General features: G+C 61.4%; 13 protein-coding genes. 6 read left to right on the forward strand and 7 right to left on the reverse strand.

The window, feature by feature from the left end:
- The first annotated feature begins 21 nt into the window (after positions 1-21).
- The gene (locus V5B59_RS16965; protein WP_169072037.1) at positions 22-1,224 is read left to right on the forward strand and encodes a hypothetical protein; all 1,203 of its coding nucleotides are present in this window, start codon (positions 22-24) and stop codon (positions 1,222-1,224) included.
- Positions 1,225-1,331: 107 nt separating this feature from the next.
- Here the strand turns inward: V5B59_RS16965 and ggt are convergent, their stop codons facing one another.
- Positions 1,332-3,119, reverse strand: a complete 1,788-nt coding sequence (gene ggt / locus V5B59_RS16970; RefSeq protein ID WP_169072038.1) for a gamma-glutamyltransferase — start codon at positions 3,117-3,119, stop codon at positions 1,332-1,334.
- Between the two features lie 229 nt (positions 3,120-3,348).
- Between ggt and V5B59_RS16975 the strand changes: the two genes are divergently transcribed.
- Positions 3,349-3,660, forward strand: coding sequence for a hypothetical protein (locus V5B59_RS16975; RefSeq protein ID WP_332352058.1), 312 nt, complete (start codon positions 3,349-3,351; stop codon positions 3,658-3,660).
- Positions 3,661-3,677: 17 nt separating this feature from the next.
- Here the strand turns inward: V5B59_RS16975 and V5B59_RS16980 are convergent, their stop codons facing one another.
- From V5B59_RS16980 to V5B59_RS17000, 5 genes are all read right to left on the reverse strand, one after another.
- The gene (locus tag V5B59_RS16980; RefSeq protein WP_169072039.1) at positions 3,678-4,040 is read right to left on the reverse strand and encodes a response regulator; all 363 of its coding nucleotides are present in this window, start codon (positions 4,038-4,040) and stop codon (positions 3,678-3,680) included.
- A gap of 130 nt (positions 4,041-4,170) precedes the next feature.
- Positions 4,171-4,590: a hypothetical protein gene (locus V5B59_RS16985; protein ID WP_332352060.1), complete on the reverse strand. Its 420-nt coding sequence runs from the start codon at positions 4,588-4,590 to the stop codon at positions 4,171-4,173.
- Between the two features lie 277 nt (positions 4,591-4,867).
- Positions 4,868-5,509, reverse strand: coding sequence for a response regulator (locus V5B59_RS16990; protein WP_169072041.1), 642 nt, complete (start codon positions 5,507-5,509; stop codon positions 4,868-4,870).
- A gap of 6 nt (positions 5,510-5,515) precedes the next feature.
- Positions 5,516-7,990, reverse strand: coding sequence for a sensor histidine kinase (locus V5B59_RS16995; RefSeq protein WP_169072042.1), 2,475 nt, complete (start codon positions 7,988-7,990; stop codon positions 5,516-5,518).
- A 184-nt stretch (positions 7,991-8,174) separates the two neighbouring features.
- Positions 8,175-9,266: an adenylate/guanylate cyclase domain-containing protein gene (locus V5B59_RS17000; protein ID WP_169072043.1), complete on the reverse strand. Its 1,092-nt coding sequence runs from the start codon at positions 9,264-9,266 to the stop codon at positions 8,175-8,177.
- 17 nt (positions 9,267-9,283) lie between these two features.
- Between V5B59_RS17000 and V5B59_RS17005 the strand changes: the two genes are divergently transcribed.
- From V5B59_RS17005 to V5B59_RS17020, 4 genes are all read left to right on the forward strand, one after another.
- Positions 9,284-10,084: a hypothetical protein gene (locus V5B59_RS17005; RefSeq protein WP_169072044.1), complete on the forward strand. Its 801-nt coding sequence runs from the start codon at positions 9,284-9,286 to the stop codon at positions 10,082-10,084.
- A 19-nt stretch (positions 10,085-10,103) separates the two neighbouring features.
- Complete coding sequence (locus V5B59_RS17010) at positions 10,104-10,703, forward strand: glycine zipper family protein (protein WP_288130746.1); 600 nt, start codon at positions 10,104-10,106, stop codon at positions 10,701-10,703.
- 155 nt (positions 10,704-10,858) lie between these two features.
- Positions 10,859-12,193 (forward strand): FecR family protein, encoded by a 1,335-nt coding sequence (locus V5B59_RS17015; RefSeq protein WP_169072045.1) that lies wholly within the window; start codon positions 10,859-10,861, stop codon positions 12,191-12,193.
- Between the two features lie 12 nt (positions 12,194-12,205).
- On the forward strand, positions 12,206-14,185 hold the full coding sequence (locus V5B59_RS17020) for a CHASE2 domain-containing protein (RefSeq protein WP_169072046.1): 1,980 nt from the start codon (positions 12,206-12,208) through the stop codon (positions 14,183-14,185).
- A 248-nt stretch (positions 14,186-14,433) separates the two neighbouring features.
- Here the strand turns inward: V5B59_RS17020 and V5B59_RS17025 are convergent, their stop codons facing one another.
- Positions 14,434-15,405 (reverse strand): transposase, encoded by a 972-nt coding sequence (locus V5B59_RS17025; protein WP_332351565.1) that lies wholly within the window; start codon positions 15,403-15,405, stop codon positions 14,434-14,436.
- Positions 15,406-15,656: the final 251 nt, after the last annotated feature.

Below are 15,656 nucleotides of genomic sequence, written 5' to 3' on the forward strand. Positions count from 1 at the left end.
ACAAGAAGGATGTCACCGCCCATGCCGCCTAGCCGCCACGAAGTCGCCGTTTTCGACACTCGGCCGTTTTTCGAAAAGGCGCTCGTTTACGGGGTGCAGAACGGGATCATCAACCAGGACAGGGTCGCCCATATCCTGAACGATGCACCGAAAGGGATGCTGCAGATTGCCGAGTATTTCGGCACACAGTACCTGCGGCCGAATATCGAAGAGGCGCGTACGCGGATCGTTAATCTCGTCAGCCTGTTCCTCCTGGACCGCAGCGGCGGTGATCTCGACAAAGCAGCACGCTCGCTGCGGGACAACACTTTTCTGTCGCATTCGCGGGGCGGATCGGAAATGCTCAAAGCGCTCTGGGCAATGCCCGAGTGCGACGTCATTGGCAGCGTGGACGAGAGGTCCCAAAGGGAGTTCCTGGCTGACTGGTCGCTGAGGGATCTGGCCGAATATCGACTCACCCGCGAACACAGGCGGGAGTATCACCTGGCGATTTCAGCAGCACTCTGGTTTGCCGAACACCTTGGCGTGGCCCCTGCCAGCCTTTCGATGGTGCCCGTTGGATCCTTCTTGCGTACGGCCATGCTCGTCCATCTTGCTGGGAACAGCCCGCCTGCAATCCCCAATGCCGCCGGTTTCGTCAGCATCCTTGAGGCAATCAGGAAGAAGGGGGTACCGGCGAAGGGCAGAAAGCGAATCAGGGAGGTATTCCAGATACTGCCTGAATCGTACCAGGCGATTGCCAGACGGTATCTGCAGGAAGTCGAAACCGAGGACCTGCCAAGGATTCTCGATACCTCGTACCCGCTCGACAAACTGCTGGAAGAGCTTGTTCAGAAAGGGTATTTTCTGCGGGATTTTGATCTCGAAGATGCCAGTCTTTTCGATGCAGCGGTCTCGAAGAAATGGCAAAAGATTACTGGTGGCAAGACCGACGATGATTCGCTGCTGACGATTTTTGTCTGCATCGCTGCCGACATGCTCCCCAAACCCGCTCTGACGCGAGCCGTAGCGAGAGCCTTGATCCGCAAGGTCCGTACCGACGGATTCCAGCGAGAGCCGGTGCTCGCTTTCATCCGTGCCTGTGCGCCCCATGAGATGCAGGACGGCCTGGAAAGGCTATGGAATGAATTTTTCCAGGAGGCGGAGACCTATCTGCTCGACACCTCCGATAGCACACTCGGCGAGGCCCTGGCCTTCCTCAAGGAAAACTGTTTCGTCGTGTAGCGCGCCGGTCCTGCGGGTGACTCTGCGGTCAGCACGCCGATTCGGGCGGCAGATCGGCGCCGTTGCTCGCTGCTGCTGGCATCGGTGAGGGTGTCGAGACGCGGCCATCACTCGCCAAGCACCCTGCCTTCACGCCGCGGATCGGCACCACCGGCATAGCCGCCCGAGGTCTTCTCGATGGCTTGCAAGCCGCTGTTCATGCCGACTTCGTTCACCACGTGGCCTCTGGCCTTGAGCGCTTCGACAAAGGACGGAGAAAAGCGCTTTTCCTCGAGCAGCGTCGGGCCGTTCAAGGAACCAAAATTGGGCAGGTCGATGGCCTGCTGTGGCGCCAGCCCCCAGTTCAGCATCGCGTAGAGCAGCTTGGCAGTATAGTGGATGATCAATGCGCCGCCCGGTGAGCCGCCGCTGATCACCAGATCGCCGCTGTCCTGGGTAAAGACCAGCGTCGGGCTCATCGACGAGCGCGGGCGCTTGCCTGGCTCGACGCGGTTGGCGACGGGCAAGCCGTTGCCGTCGGTCGGGGTAAAGGCGAAATCGCTGAGCTGGTTGTTGAGGAGAAATCCCCTCACCATCTGGCGCGCGCCGAAGGCATCCTCGATGGTGGTGGTCATTGCCAACGCGTTGCCGTGCTGGTCGACGACGCTGAGGTGCGAGGTGCCGTATTCCGGCTGTTCGGGCATCGCTGCATGGCTCGCGGGTCCCGGCGATGGCGAGCCCGGTCGGGCGACCTGCATGCTCTTTGGGCCGATCAGCCGTGCTCTCTCAGCGAGGTAGTCCGGCTGGATCAATGAGTACCAATTGCCCGCCGGTGCGGCGACGAAGTCGGGATCGGCGACATACTGGGCGCGATCGGCGAAAGCCAGGCGCGATGCTTCGCTGTAATAGTGCATCCAGAGCGGGTCGGCAAACGGCAGGAATGCGGCCTCGGTGGAATCGACGATGCCGAGGATCTGGGCGATGGCAATCGCTCCCGAAGCGGGTGGAGGAAAACCGCAGATCAGGTACCTTCGCGGGGGCTCGACACGCTTCGGCGTATAGCTGCTGCACAGCGGCGAACGTCGCTGCGGCTGGTATGCAGCCAGATCAGTCATGGTGAGTTTGCCAGGGTTTTCCGGGTGTTGCTGCACCTTGTCGACGATCGCCTGGGCGATCTCACCTTCGTGCAAGGCTCGCGATCCTTGTCTGGCGATCCTGCGCAGGACCTCTGCCAGTTCCGGGTTGTGCAACAGGCTGCCGACGGCGACTGGCTGACCATCGGCATCGTAAAAATAGGCCGCGGCTTGCGGATCCTTCCTGAGGTGGGGGTCGACCTTGAGCAGCGTGTGCAGGCGCTGGCTGACCGGAAATCCGTTCTCGGCAAGCCGGATCGCCGGATCGAACAGGCTCGCCCAGGGTAAGCGGCCGTATTCGGCGTGTGCCATTTCGAGCATCCGCAGTGCCCCCGGCACGCCGACCGCGCGGCCACCGACGATCGCTTCCCGAAAAGTCATCGCTTTGCCGTCGGCCTGGACGAACAGTGTCTCGCCGACTGCTGCCGGCGCCGTCTCGCGACCATCGAAGGCGACCGTATGGCGACCGTCGTGGTGGAGCAGAAAGGCGCCGCCGCCGATGCCGCTGGATTGCGGTTCGACGAGGGTCAGCACCATCTGCGCGGCAACTGCCGCGTCGATCGCCGCTCCTCCGTCTTTGAGCACGGTGAGTCCGGCGGCGCTGGCCAGCGGATTGGCCGTGGCGATGGCAAACTTCTGGCCGTGCCATCCGGGCTGAACGCTGACGCCTGCGGCGCCTTCCGGCTGACGGTTGTCGACAGTCGCGGGCGCGATCCTCGATGGGGAATGAGCGCAGCCCGCGAGCAGCAGGAACAGGACGAGGTAAAGGATGTGCATGCTCATACTCCGATCGGGAGACCCCTGCTTTGTCTCATTCCAGGCCCTCTCTCGTCAAGTCCGCAAGCTTGTGCCCTGGTGCGCACATTCGTGTCGCTTGCACATTGTCTTGGTGAAATGGCGATTTCCGGCAAAGTTTTGCCGTTCGCACACAAAAGATCGAAAAAAACGACTCAACCATAATCGCTGCGCAGCCGTTAACCAATGCAGAGGCCTCGTTCTAAGGAGAAATGTCATGATGCATATCTGTACCGACCGGACCGATCTCGACGAACTGATCGGCAAGCAAGACTGGGAAGGGCAAGATCTGCTTTTTCGTTACGGACCGCTTGCGCAAGCCATGAAACGGGGGGAGGAGTTGATTCTCGAACATAGTGACGCGCTCTCCCCCTTCCTGCTCGCCAAGGTCGAGTTCCTGCGGGGCGACCTCTTCATTGACGACACGGCGGAGCAGATCCACCCGCACGACGGCTTCCGGCTTACGCTCCGGCGCTCGGTGGCGATAGAGAATGTCAGCGAACCGACACCCGCACGAGGAGCACGGTGAAACGTAATGGTTGCCTCTCAGAACGACGCAAGGCCCTGCAGGGCTTGCCGGAGAGCGTGCAGATCGCTCTTCTTGTCGTAGAAAGCATAAGCTCCGGCTTCCAGGCACCGCCGGCGATAAACCGGCTCGGCGAAGTTCGTGAAGACCATGACCTTCACGCCCGGATGCTCCGTGCTCACCGCACGCAGGACCTCCAGCCCGCTGCCGTTGACCAGTTGAATATCGAGCAATACGACGTCCGGCGGGTGGTTCCGAATGCTTTCGATGGCCGGGGCGGGACTTTCGAATTCACCCACGACTTCTGCACCTTCGATCTTCGCGAGCATCTCGCGCAACATGCCGCGGACAACAGCTGAGTCATCGACGATCAGGATTGACATCACGTTCGGTCACAAAAGAGGGTGAATCGAAATGCCCGGTGCCGGGGGTGTGCGCTTAGCACGCATGCAGCGAGGGATGTTCCGCACCTCCAGCGAGTGCGCCGCTGGCGGAATGCTGGCAGAATAGATGTCAGTGAAGTAGCCTAGGGGGCTTCGACGAGTTGTGCCGGAGCATCAACTTCTCGATCTGCTCATGCACCAGCAGCGCGACATTGGGCAGGAGACTCAGCGAGGTCAATCCCGGGATGCTGGTGATTCCTCGGGGCAGCACGATCACGATCAGCGGCTTGGTCTGGGCGGAGGAGTGGTTCGCCAGTACGGCATGCACAAAAGCCCGCGACGCCTTTCCCCAGCTGATGACGATCACATCAGGCTTGTGCCTCGCCGTGCAATCGTAGGCATCTTCAATGGAACGGGCAATCGCCACGACATCGATGTTTTCGTTCGCTTGTAGCGCGCCACCCACGCCGTCGAGAAACAGATTATCCGTGTCCACCAGAAGGAAACGGGTGGGGCTGTGCTGCAGGGCGGTCGATGCGCAGGCATCCATGATGATCTCCTCTGTGATTGAGGCGCGCCAGGAAGAAGCTCTTTCTCGCGCGAATCGATATTTCCAGGACGCATCATCCCGCACACACCAATCATCGACTATCGGCAACGCGTGTAATTTTCCTGTAGGCGATCGCCGACACTGCACCCGTCGGGAATTCCCTACACGGCCAGCGTGCCGATGCCATGCACGCTCGAACAGCCGATGGACACGCGCTGCCTCGTCGCCGAACAAGCGGTACCGGACTCGTTTGGCGTTGGATTCCGGTCGCCCCGGCTCAAGAGAGCATGCCCTTTTCCAGGGCATAACGAGTGAGTTCTGCGTTGCTGTGCAGCCCGGTCTTTTCGACGATTCGGGCACGATAGGTGGTCACCGTCTTGGGACTGAGATACAGCGCTTCGGCGATCTGGTTCAAGCTCTCTCCGGAGGCAATCCGCCGCAGCACTTCGATCTCCCGATCCGAAAGTGCTTCAGAATCGGATTTCCTGCCTCGCCCCACCTCGACCGCCAGACGCTCCAGCAGCGCGGGGCTCACATGCTTGCCGCCACTGGCGACTTTGCGTATTGCCGCGAGGAGCGTGCTTGGGGGGCTGTTCTTGGTCAGGTAGCCGGATGCGCCGGCTTTCAGCGCGCGTACGGCATAGACCTCCTCGGCGTACATGCTGAGCATCAACACGGCAAGCTTCGGCCGCTCCGTCTTGATCTGTTTCAACAGGTCCAGACCACCCTTGCCGGGCAGGCCGATATCGACCAGCGCGACGTCGAATTCGCTTTGGCGGATCATGAGGATCGCCTGTTCGGCGTCCTCCGCCTCGCTCGCCACCTCCATATCGTCGGTCTGATCCAGGATCAGCCGCAAGCCGCCGCGGACCACGGCGTGATCATCCACCAGCAGGACCTGGAGCTTGCTTGTGCTCATCGCTCCTCAAACCGGCATGTGCAGAACAATGACCGTTCCCTTCTTGACGCCGCGCGACAGTCTGATGTTGCCGCCGAAGCGGGCGGCACGTTCCTGGATCCCCAGCAGGCCCCAGGATTCGGTCTTGATCCCGGCCTCGTCGCCAATGCCCACCCCGTCGTCCTCTACTGCGATCATCACGGCGCCGGCTTCATGGTGGATACGGATCTCGACGTGCGCAGCCTGGGCATGGCGGACACAGTTGGTCAACGCTTCCTGGACGATGCGAAACATCGCGGTGGCACGCTCGGAATCAAGCTCGATTGCCAAGGCCTCGGCAGAAATCGCAACCTTGCATTGCAGACCGGTCTGTTCTTGAACCTGCCCGGCGTACCACTCGATCGCCGTCCATACCCCGAGCTGGTCGAGGACACTTGGCCGTAGATCGCTGATGATACGGCGCATCGTATCGACTGCCGAATCCAGCAATTGCGACGCGCGGACAAGCTGTTCGTCGCCAGGCAGCGCTGCCTCTTGAGCGCGATCGATCGCCATCGTGACCGCCCATTTGACACCCGTCAGCGTGCTGCCGAGGTCATCGTGCAGCTCCCGCGCGATGCGTACCCGCTCCTCCTCGCGTATCCGCTCCAGGTATTGGGTAAGCTGACGCAGCTTTTCGTTGGATTCGATCAGTAAATCCTGACTGTGTTTCAGCGCGGTCATATCGACCACGTTCACGAGGACGCCGTCGATGTCGCCGTTGGCGTTCCGATGGGGCGCATAAGAGGATAAGGTCCAGAGAAGATGCGGATCGTCGCGACGCAGCGTCGCGGCCTCCGGCGCAAGGAGTTCCGTCGTGCCAAGCAGGCGCGGTACGAACTCGTCGGCAACGACCATCTCGCCCGCCAAGGCACGCATCAGGTACGCTTCCAGTCCGAGATCTCGCGCGTCCGGGAAAAGCGCATGGAGATGCTTGCCGATGGCCAGTTCGCGTGGCACCCCGGTGGCGTGCTCGAGGAATCGGTTCCAGACGACCACCCTGAGCGCTCGGTCATAGACGACAAATCCTTGATGGACATTGTCCAGCACCTCCTGAGCGAAACCCTCGGCCTGCAGGCGCGCGGTGATATCCTGAACGGTCGCGACGAAGAAGTCCACGCGTCCGTCTTCGTGCCGAACTGCCCTCACATCGGTCATCGCATTGATGACTTTGCCATCCTTGCGAACGAAGCGCTTGTCCATCTGAAAGCCGTTCCTCGCGCCGCTCAACACCTGCTCGAACTGGATCCGGTCGGCGTCGACGTCGTCGCGGTGCGTGAGCTGTGCCCAGGTCTTGTCGATCAATTCCTCGCGGGGGTAAGCCAGGATTTCGCACAGGCGGTCGTTGAAACGCAGCCAGCGCATGTGGTCCGTCGAGAGAAATGTCATGCCCACGAAGGGAAGATCGAAGAAGAACCTGAGCAGGCGGTCCTTCTCCATGCCCTGGGTGGCCAGCTCGAGTTGGTGAGTGCGCAGTTGCTGGCGCCACAGCAGGAGGATCAGGAGCGCGACGACCAGGACGGCGGAGGTCGCGACCAGGCCGACCCAGAACACCAGGTGGCGCAGCGGAGAGAGCACTTCATCGCGGTCGACTTTCGCCACCAGATGCCACGGCGTAGCTCTTATCGGGCGCGTCGCAGCCAACACCCTGACTCCGCGGTAGTCCTTTCCCTCCATGACCTGCGCCGCACTGCCCAAGACCGCGCGGGCAGATGGCAATTCGGGATCGTCGAGGGCCTGGCTGAATACCAGCGCGGTTGCCTTGCGATGGCGCAATTCGTTCAGAAACAACACGGAATCTCCCTCCCGGCGCACCAGCAGGGTCTCGGCGCTCGGGCTCGGTGTCGGCCAGCTCTGGATCAACGGGAAAACGATACTTTCGACCGGAGTGTCGAGGATCACGGCACCCACCACCTGCCGCGCGCCATCGATGGTCTTCACCAGCGGCGCAACCAGGTCCAGGTGGACGTGGCCCGACGCGCTCAGATAGAGATCGGTCATCGTCAGCTGAGTGGTCTGGAATGCAGTCTGGAGCGCCCTCCGGACAGGTGCCTCGGCCAAGATGTCGTGTAACCCCAGGCTGAGGATTCTCCGGGCGCTTCCGTCTACCAGCACGAAGCCGTCGTAGGCGTATGCCCGTTTGATCGTCTCGAAACGTTCCACCAGGCGCTGCCGTGCATGGACATCCTCGTCACGCGCCATCCGTACGGTATCTTCTATGAGGCCGGGGCTGGCGCCAAGGATCATCGCGTCTCCTCTGCGCTCGTCCAGCCATGCTTCGATCTGGCCGGCCTTCAGGCTGGCGATGGCGTTGACATCCGCAAAGGCCTGCTGCTTCAGACGTGGGTGCTCCAGATACACGATACCCACGCCGAGCAGGGGCACGATCGCCAGCAACCCCAGGATGACCCCGACCATGCCGCGCCACCGCGATTTGGGCAGCATACCAGCGCTAACGGTCATGACTTTTCCAGGCACCCCCGACCAGGAAAGTCATGACCGATTCTCTCTGCCACGACTCCTCCCACGGCCCGAGCTGCATCGCGGGCCGGCTGCGGCGGCGCGGAGCAGCGCTCCGCGAAACCCCGCCTTCGCCTCCCGCGAGTGGGGATGGGAGATTCCGGACTGATTGGCCGCATCTGGGTCCTCAAGACTGGCCGGCAAAAACCAGAAGTTGAACGAACAGTTGAATCTTCATGTTCGCCTCCGGCGGGAGTGAGGTGAACTCGGAACCCATGCGAACAATCCCGTTCGCAGGCTTGCGATTCAGGATCTTGGCGTAAACGTCACGCGCCTGATAGGCGACTATCGGCAAGTCAAGACTGAGCTTTATTTCACAATAAATGGGAAGCTGACATTCCAGTTCAAGAAGAGCGCCGTGGTAGCCAAGATCGAGAATCGTGCCAGGGCGCATCTCGGGAAAGACAATGCCGTTTTCGATGATCTGGTAGCCGAACGGCAACTTGACCTGAATGCGGTGAGAACGACGTTTTTCCTGGCGGGGAACATGGAGACCCAGCGAAGGAATGCCAATCAGCTCGCGCAGGCTAACGGGTACTGGTTTCCCCTTGAGATAGATGTCGATCGGACCTCTGGTGTCGACGAAGTCCTTGCAGCGCTCATAGGTGCTCTGACTGATCAGAACCTGACCGCGCAAGCTCAAAGCCTCGATGCGCGCAGCCAGATTGACTTCGTCACCAATCACGGTGTACTCGTTATAGAGGTTCGATCCCAGCGTACCAGCCAGAACTTCTCCTGTGTTGATGCCAATGCCCATGTACAGTTCCGGCATTCCCTGCTGCCTGTGCGCAAGGTTGAGGGTATCCATCGTCATCTGCATTTCGACAGCACAGGCAAGTGCTCGCTGAACATCGTCGGGGCGCCGCACTGGCGCGCCGAACAGCGCCATGATCGAATCACCCATGAACTTGTCGATGCTTCCCTGATACTTGAAAATGATCTCGCTCATCTGGACGAGGCAGGGATTGAGAATCCTGATGACGGTATCCGCCGGTTGATTTGCGAGCATTGCCGTAAACCCGCGCAGATCGGCGAACAGTATGGTGACCTCGCGGTTCAGGAATTCCTGCCCGAGTTGCGAAGGAAGGGACTGCGTGTCGAGTTCATCGAGCAAGGTTTTGACCTCTGCTTCGGCCGAGCCGCTGAGCATCTTGCCCGTATCGCTGGCGATGATGTCGTGCAGACGTTGCAGCACATGCTGCACTGAACTAAGTCTCATATCGTGAGGAGAATGCAATGCTCCAGCCATTCATCATTGATTTACAGAAAGTCAGGCATGCGCAGCTGCAGTGCGTCGTGTTCACGTCTGGCAGACTGTCGAACTTCAGCAAACTAAGCGATAATGTCGCGAAAGCGAGCCAAAAACTCTATTATTTTGATTGTCCTGGATTTTACTCGTTTTTCCCTTGCTTCCTTAGGGTGAACGCAATACGGGCTGATGCCAACCCCTGGTTGCCGGTCGAAGGTGAGCGAGGCCGAGGAGTGAACGCAATGAAGAAACCCCTGCTTGGATTTGCCGCACTGGCGCTATTTGCGATCATTGGGGGTAGCGCCATCGCCCAAGGTCGTGGAAGTGGAGGCTACTACGATGGCCGCAGGGTCGTCCATGTGGGTGGTGGAAACTGGCACGCAGGCGGCTACTACGGTGGCTGGCACGGCCATCGCGGCACATGGGGAGGCAGGTACTGGGGTCCTGGCGTCGGATTGTATTTTGGTGGACCTACTTATTGGGGGGCCTGGCCCTATGCTTATCCCTACGGCTACGGCTACGGCTACGGCTACGCCCCGTATGCAAGCTACGCGGTGGTGGGGCCGACAGTCTATGTAGAGCAGCAGATCGAAGTGCCCACCCCGCCCCAATACGATCCAAATCCGCCGTCCGTAGCGGGTAATCCTGATTCACCACCGACATTCTGGTTTTATTGCACCAAACCGGCGGGTTACTACCCTTACGTGCGAGATTGCAGCAAGACTTGGTTGCGGGTGGTGCCGCAGGCAAATACGGATACGATGACCCGGCCCAAGCTGGCCGAGTAGGCCGTAACGGAGATCCATCATGGAAAAGCGAATTTTTTTACTGCCGCTTGCGGCCAGTTTGTTCCTGACAGGATGCGTGACCCTTCCGACAGGTCCCACGGTGCTGGTTCTGCCGGGACAACAAAAATCCTTCGACCAGTTCCGGATCGACGACATCGCGTGCCAACAATATGCGCTGGCGGTCACCGCGCCCGCTGGCCAGGCCGCTGCCGACGCGGCGGTTGGCACGGCGGCCGTGGCGACCGCCATCGGCGCCGCAGCGGGTGCGATCATCGGTTCCGCGACGGGACAGGCGGGCCAGGGTGCCGCGATCGGCGCGGGGACCGGATTGCTTTTCGGCAGCGCTGCGGGCGGCAACACCGCCTATGTTTCCTCCTACGAGCTGCAGCGCCGCTACGACACCACCTATTTGCAATGCATGTACTCGCGCGGGAATCAACTACCGGGACAAGTCGTGTATCGCAGGGCACCGCCGAGTTACCCGCCACCCACAGTGCCCCCATCCGGCTATCCACCAGCGAACACGCCTGCCCCGTACCCATCGCCGCAGTCCGCTCCACCGGCGAGCTATCCGCCGCCGCACACGCTGCCACCGGAGGGCATTTCTTCCAAACGATAACGGTCAGGGCTTTCATCATCCGGGGTGTCTCACAAAGCCATGACCGTTAGAGCGAACATCGCGACGGCCGCCAGCCGATCGCTTGTGATTCCACGCACATCACACAGACCGATCAAGAACTTATACTTTCCGGAGTCGAACAGGAAAGGGTCGTGATGATGAAAGAGCTGCTTCGCCATGCTCGGTTGCTGCGTTTGCTGCTGGTGATGTGGGTGCTTCTGGCGCCGGCGTCGGCAGTGCACGCGTCCGCTGCCGTTGGCGAAGTGACCCTGTGCATCGGCAGCAGCCAGATTCAACGCGAAGGCAGGAGCGAGCCCGTCTCCAGGGGATACCGTATCGTCCCCGGCGATGTCATTCGCACCACCACCAGCGGACATGTGCATATCCGTTTCGTCGACGGTGCGCTGGTCAGTGTCCGGCCGGATTCGGTGCTGCAAGTGGTCGAATACCGCTACGACGCGGCCAATCCCTCGGCGTCATTGATCAAGTTCTACCTCGAAACGGGGACCGTACGCGGCATCTCGGGACTGGCGGCACAAGCGGCCCGTGACAAGTTTCGCCTGAACACACCGCTGGTAGCCATTGGCGTCAAGGGGACGGACTTCGTCACCCAGGCCGATGCGAAGCGCGCGGTCGTCCTGGTCAACCAGGGGGCGATCGTACTTGCCCCGCTCGATAACATCTGCCGTGCCGATGGTTTCGGGCCCTGTGCCACCCCCCGTTCGCGGGAACTGGCGGCGACCATGGACGGCATGGCGCTGGTGTATCGCCAGGCAGCCCGCGAGCCGCTGCTGCAGCCGGTCAATTCCCTGCAAGGGGCCGACAAGATCACTCCGGCCTTGTTGCAGGAGCGGGTCAGCAACGCCAGTACGGCGACCGCAGTGGCGGACAGCAGGAGTCCTGGACAGGCTCTGGCGCAGGAAGCGGCCGCAGTGGCAGAGAGCCGGGCGCGGGCGGAACGGGCGCGGGCCGAGCAACAGACGCCACCCCGGACCGAAAGCCTGACCTGGGGACGCTGGGCCACCGACCCGCGGCCGGGCGACAACCTGACCATTCCTTTCCGGGAAGCGCGCAACGACAAGAAGATCACGGTCGGCGAAGACTACTACATGCTGTTCCGCAACGAGACCATCACCAATACCCTCACCAATGCCAGCGGTCTGGCGAACTTCCGACTGGAGAGCAGCACCGCCTCTTATCGTGATCCATACAGTGTGCTGTCGGCGGCGACTGTGAACGGCGGCTCGCTGAGCATCGATTTCGGTCGCAACACCTTCGCCACACAGCTTGCCGTCACCGCCCAGAGCGTCGGCACCCAGGCGGTGACCGCGACCGGAACGATCGATCGGACGACCGGGGTCTTTCTCAGCAACGGCGCCGCCGACCGGGTATCCGGCGCCGTTTCACTGGATACCAGCCAGGCCGGCTATTTCTTCAGTAAATCCATAGGGAATGGCGCCCTGATGGGTGCCACGCTCTGGCGTCGCTGAAAGCCCGTGTCCATGACCGATCATTCCAGAGGGGTTTTCCGTCGCATCCCTTCGGCATTCACCGCTGGCCTGCTGCAGAAACCGGTGCGACTGCGACTCGCCGCGCTTTTCGCCGCGATGGCCCTGACGCTGCTGGCCATTGGCCTGTCGGACTTGTCCCAATGGGACGAACTCTCGGCCAGCCTGTCCTGGCGAATGGCCGACCAGCAGGCAGTGGAGCGGCGCATCGTGGTCGTCGATATCGATGAAAAAAGCATTCAGGCGATCGGCGCCTGGCCATGGCCGCGCGCCCGCCAGGCCGAGTTGCTCGAGAAACTGGACCAGGCGGGCGTCAGCCTGAAAATCCTCGACATCCTCTTCGAAGGTTCCAGTCCGGACGATGCCCGCCTGTCCAGCGCCCTGGCGAGCCCGGTGCCTACGGTCATGGCGCAGCTCTTCTCCTTGTCGCCCGAGCCGGTAGTGCACAGCGGCCAATTGGCGGGTGCACTGCCTTTCCCCGACTGTCCCCGGCCGACCGAGCGGGCGTACGGCTACATGGCCAGCGACGACCAGCTTCGCACTCCGCCTTTCGCCGGCCACATCACGCCGCTGGTGGATCCCGACGGCGCCGTCCGCCAGGTGCCGGCGCTGATCTGTCACGGCGGCAAAACCTACGCCTCGCTGGCGATTGCCGGTGCCATCGCCGCGAGTCAGGCCGTCCCCGAACTGCACTCCGGCGTATCACTGCTCGATCCGCCCTGGTGGCTGGACCTCGGCGGCCTGCGTCTGCCTCTGGACGATGCCGGCCACCTGCGCGTCTCCTACCAGATGCCGCGTTCCGGCCTGCTGGCCGTCTCGGCCGCGGACCTGCTGCAGGGCAAGGCACCTGCCGACCTGCTGCAGGGAGCCTGGGTACTGGTGGGCGCCACCGCTTTCGGTGCCCGCGACGCCATCCCCACTCCGCAGGGACGCGCGGTCAGCGGCGTCGAAGTGCATGCGCAGTTGCTCTCTGCCATGCTCGACGATCGCACGCCCTATCGGCCACTCGGCGCTGCGCTGTGGTCCTGGCTGCTGGGCGGCCTGAGCGCGCTGCTGCTGCTCGCTGCCTTGCGCCTGGCGCCGCGCAGCGCAGCGATCGTCCTCCCCATGGTGGCCCTGGCCAACATCCTGGCGATTTTTGGTTTGAGCACCCTGCTGCTGCTCAAACAACACCTGTGGCTGGGCTGGGTTGCTCCCGGCTTGTTCACCGGATTCGCTGCGACGCTGCTCAGCGCCGGTGAATTTGCCCGCCTGCGCTGCGAGCGCGAGCGCCTCTACTCCCATCTGGCCAGCTACCTGCCCGAACCGGTGGCACGCCAGGTGGCCACCCAGGAGCCGTGTGCGCAGGTCCGCGCCACGCGCTGCGAAGCCACTGTGCTGCACGCCGATCTGCGCAACTTCTCCGCCTATTGCGCAGGCCGTCCGCCGGAGGAAACCGCCATGGTCCTGCACCTGTTCTTCACCACCGCCAGCCGCATCGTCGAAGCGCACGGCGGGGTAGTGGAACAGATGGTCGGCGACAGCCTGCTGGCGGTCTGGAACGGCTCGGCGCCCTGTACCGACCACGGCGCCCGCGCCCTCGATGCCGCGGAAGAACTTTGGCGGGTCTGTACGCCGCAGTTACCGCGCATCGCTTCACGGCATGTACCGCCGCTCGATCTCGGCATCGGCCTGGAAACCGGCACGGTCCTGATCGGCTCATTTGGACCGGCCGCCAGACGAACGCACGCCGTATTGGGCGAGGCAGTGACCGTCGCCACGCGCCTGCAAGCGCTGACCGGCGAATTGGCCCATCCCATCCTGATCGGTGCCACGGTGGCCCGCGCCGCCTCTGGACGTACGCACCGGCTCGGCGACTTCCTGCTGGCCGGACTGACCGAGCCACGCACGGTATATGCGATCCCTGTAAAATATCCCGCGGGTCATCTACGCCTCGTTTTCGATGCGGAAGCCGAGCAGCAGACCAGCGGCTGACTGTGGCATGGCCTCCGCTGTCGAGTACAGACCCCCTCTCCCCCAACCCCTCCCCCGCGAGGGGGAGGGGAGCAGGAGGGTCGAAAGGTAGTGCTCCAGACGTGGATATGAGCCTCATATAGTATTTTATAATCAATATCTTATGGTTTTGTGTATCCACTTGAGAAACATCGCCGATTGCTGATCTCCCCTCCCCCCTTGTGGGGGAGGGGTTGGGGGAGAGCAACTGTGTTCCCAGTCAAGCTTTTTTAGGCGCATTTTGCATGCTCTGGATTCCACGGAATACCCGATTTGACTATGGCGTTCATGATCGTCAGCATCTTGTGCATGCAAGCGACCAGCGCGACTTTTTTGAGTTTTCCGTTAGCAAGCAAACGTTCATAAAAGGTCTTGATGACGGGGTTGTAACGTATGGCACTTAAGGCCGCCATGTATAAAGCGGTACGGACCGTCGCTCGACCACCCCAGGTGATGCGCTTACCCTTGTGGCGACCACTGTCCGCGTTTAATGGAGCGACTCCGACCAACTTGCCAATCTGCGCATGGGTGAGTTGGCCCAACTCAGGCAATGCCCCCATCAGACTCGCTTGCGTACACGGTCCTACCCCTTTGAAGCCTTTGAACAAAGCGAGCTTCTCGGCAAAATGCTCTTTCAGCATGCCAGCCATGCTTTTATCAACCGCCACGATCTGTCGATCCAGTATTTTGAGGACTGCCTTGATGCTCTTGTGTTGCGAACCATGGCTCAGGGCCAATCGGTTTCCTTCCGCCACGCGCATGCCAATGAGCTGGTTGTGGCGTACAAGCAAGGCTTCCAACGCCTCCTGGTTGGCATCGGGCAGTTTCATCAACAGCCGTTCCCGCTGCGCCGATTGGTGCAGTGTCCGCGCAAAGTGCGACAGGACTCGCGCATCAATGGCGTCCGTCTTGGAAAGGTATCCCATGGATTTGGCAAAGTCTCGCGCCTGCCTCGGATTGACCACCATCACCGGCAGCCCGGCCGCACAGAGTGCCGCCGCCACCTGGCGCTCGAAGCCTCCCGTGGCCTCCAATACGATCGCCCCAATCTCCTCAGAACGTGGAACGAGCTCTTTGACCAACGCCGCTATATCAGCGTCAGCATTGGCAATGCATTGGGTTTTTGATTGGTCGTCTAAAGCGATCTCCAGCGTGTCTTTGGAAACGTCAATACCCACAAACGTTGATTCAGAAGCGTTCATCTATAGCCATCCTTGCAAATACGTGGTCACGGCTTTCCGGCACGTGCCAACCAGCAACTGTTCGGTATTCAGACAAACGGCTGACAATGCACGCCAAGTGCTCTCCCACGGGCTTGATGTCCCAGAGGGGCGTCGGGCTGTGCGTCGCCTTCCGAACTCGTTTCCACCACACCTCCGTGGCACTCTACGACCTAAACCTTGGGGCTCTGCCCCAAACCCCGCACTCGCCGTGAGGCAGCGGCCGGGGATGA

This window comes from Candidatus Accumulibacter contiguus (assembly GCF_036625285.1).
Lineage (GTDB): Bacteria > Pseudomonadota > Gammaproteobacteria > Burkholderiales > Rhodocyclaceae > Accumulibacter > Accumulibacter contiguus.

Coding starts and splice junctions, on each gene's coding strand:
- V5B59_RS16965 (WP_169072037.1), top strand. CDS start 22: ATGCCGCCTAGCCGCCACGAAGTCGCCGTTTTCGACACTCGGCCGTTT.
- ggt (WP_169072038.1), bottom strand. CDS start 3,119: ATGAGCATGCACATCCTTTACCTCGTCCTGTTCCTGCTGCTCGCGGGC.
- V5B59_RS16975 (WP_332352058.1), top strand. CDS start 3,349: ATGATGCATATCTGTACCGACCGGACCGATCTCGACGAACTGATCGGC.
- V5B59_RS16980 (WP_169072039.1), bottom strand. CDS start 4,040: ATGTCAATCCTGATCGTCGATGACTCAGCTGTTGTCCGCGGCATGTTG.
- V5B59_RS16985 (WP_332352060.1), bottom strand. CDS start 4,590: ATGGATGCCTGCGCATCGACCGCCCTGCAGCACAGCCCCACCCGTTTC.
- V5B59_RS16990 (WP_169072041.1), bottom strand. CDS start 5,509: ATGAGCACAAGCAAGCTCCAGGTCCTGCTGGTGGATGATCACGCCGTG.
- V5B59_RS16995 (WP_169072042.1), bottom strand. CDS start 7,990: ATGACCGTTAGCGCTGGTATGCTGCCCAAATCGCGGTGGCGCGGCATG.
- V5B59_RS17000 (WP_169072043.1), bottom strand. CDS start 9,266: ATGAGACTTAGTTCAGTGCAGCATGTGCTGCAACGTCTGCACGACATC.
- V5B59_RS17005 (WP_169072044.1), top strand. CDS start 9,284: ATGCTCCAGCCATTCATCATTGATTTACAGAAAGTCAGGCATGCGCAG.
- V5B59_RS17010 (WP_288130746.1), top strand. CDS start 10,104: ATGGAAAAGCGAATTTTTTTACTGCCGCTTGCGGCCAGTTTGTTCCTG.
- V5B59_RS17015 (WP_169072045.1), top strand. CDS start 10,859: ATGATGAAAGAGCTGCTTCGCCATGCTCGGTTGCTGCGTTTGCTGCTG.
- V5B59_RS17020 (WP_169072046.1), top strand. CDS start 12,206: ATGACCGATCATTCCAGAGGGGTTTTCCGTCGCATCCCTTCGGCATTC.
- V5B59_RS17025 (WP_332351565.1), bottom strand. CDS start 15,405: ATGAACGCTTCTGAATCAACGTTTGTGGGTATTGACGTTTCCAAAGAC.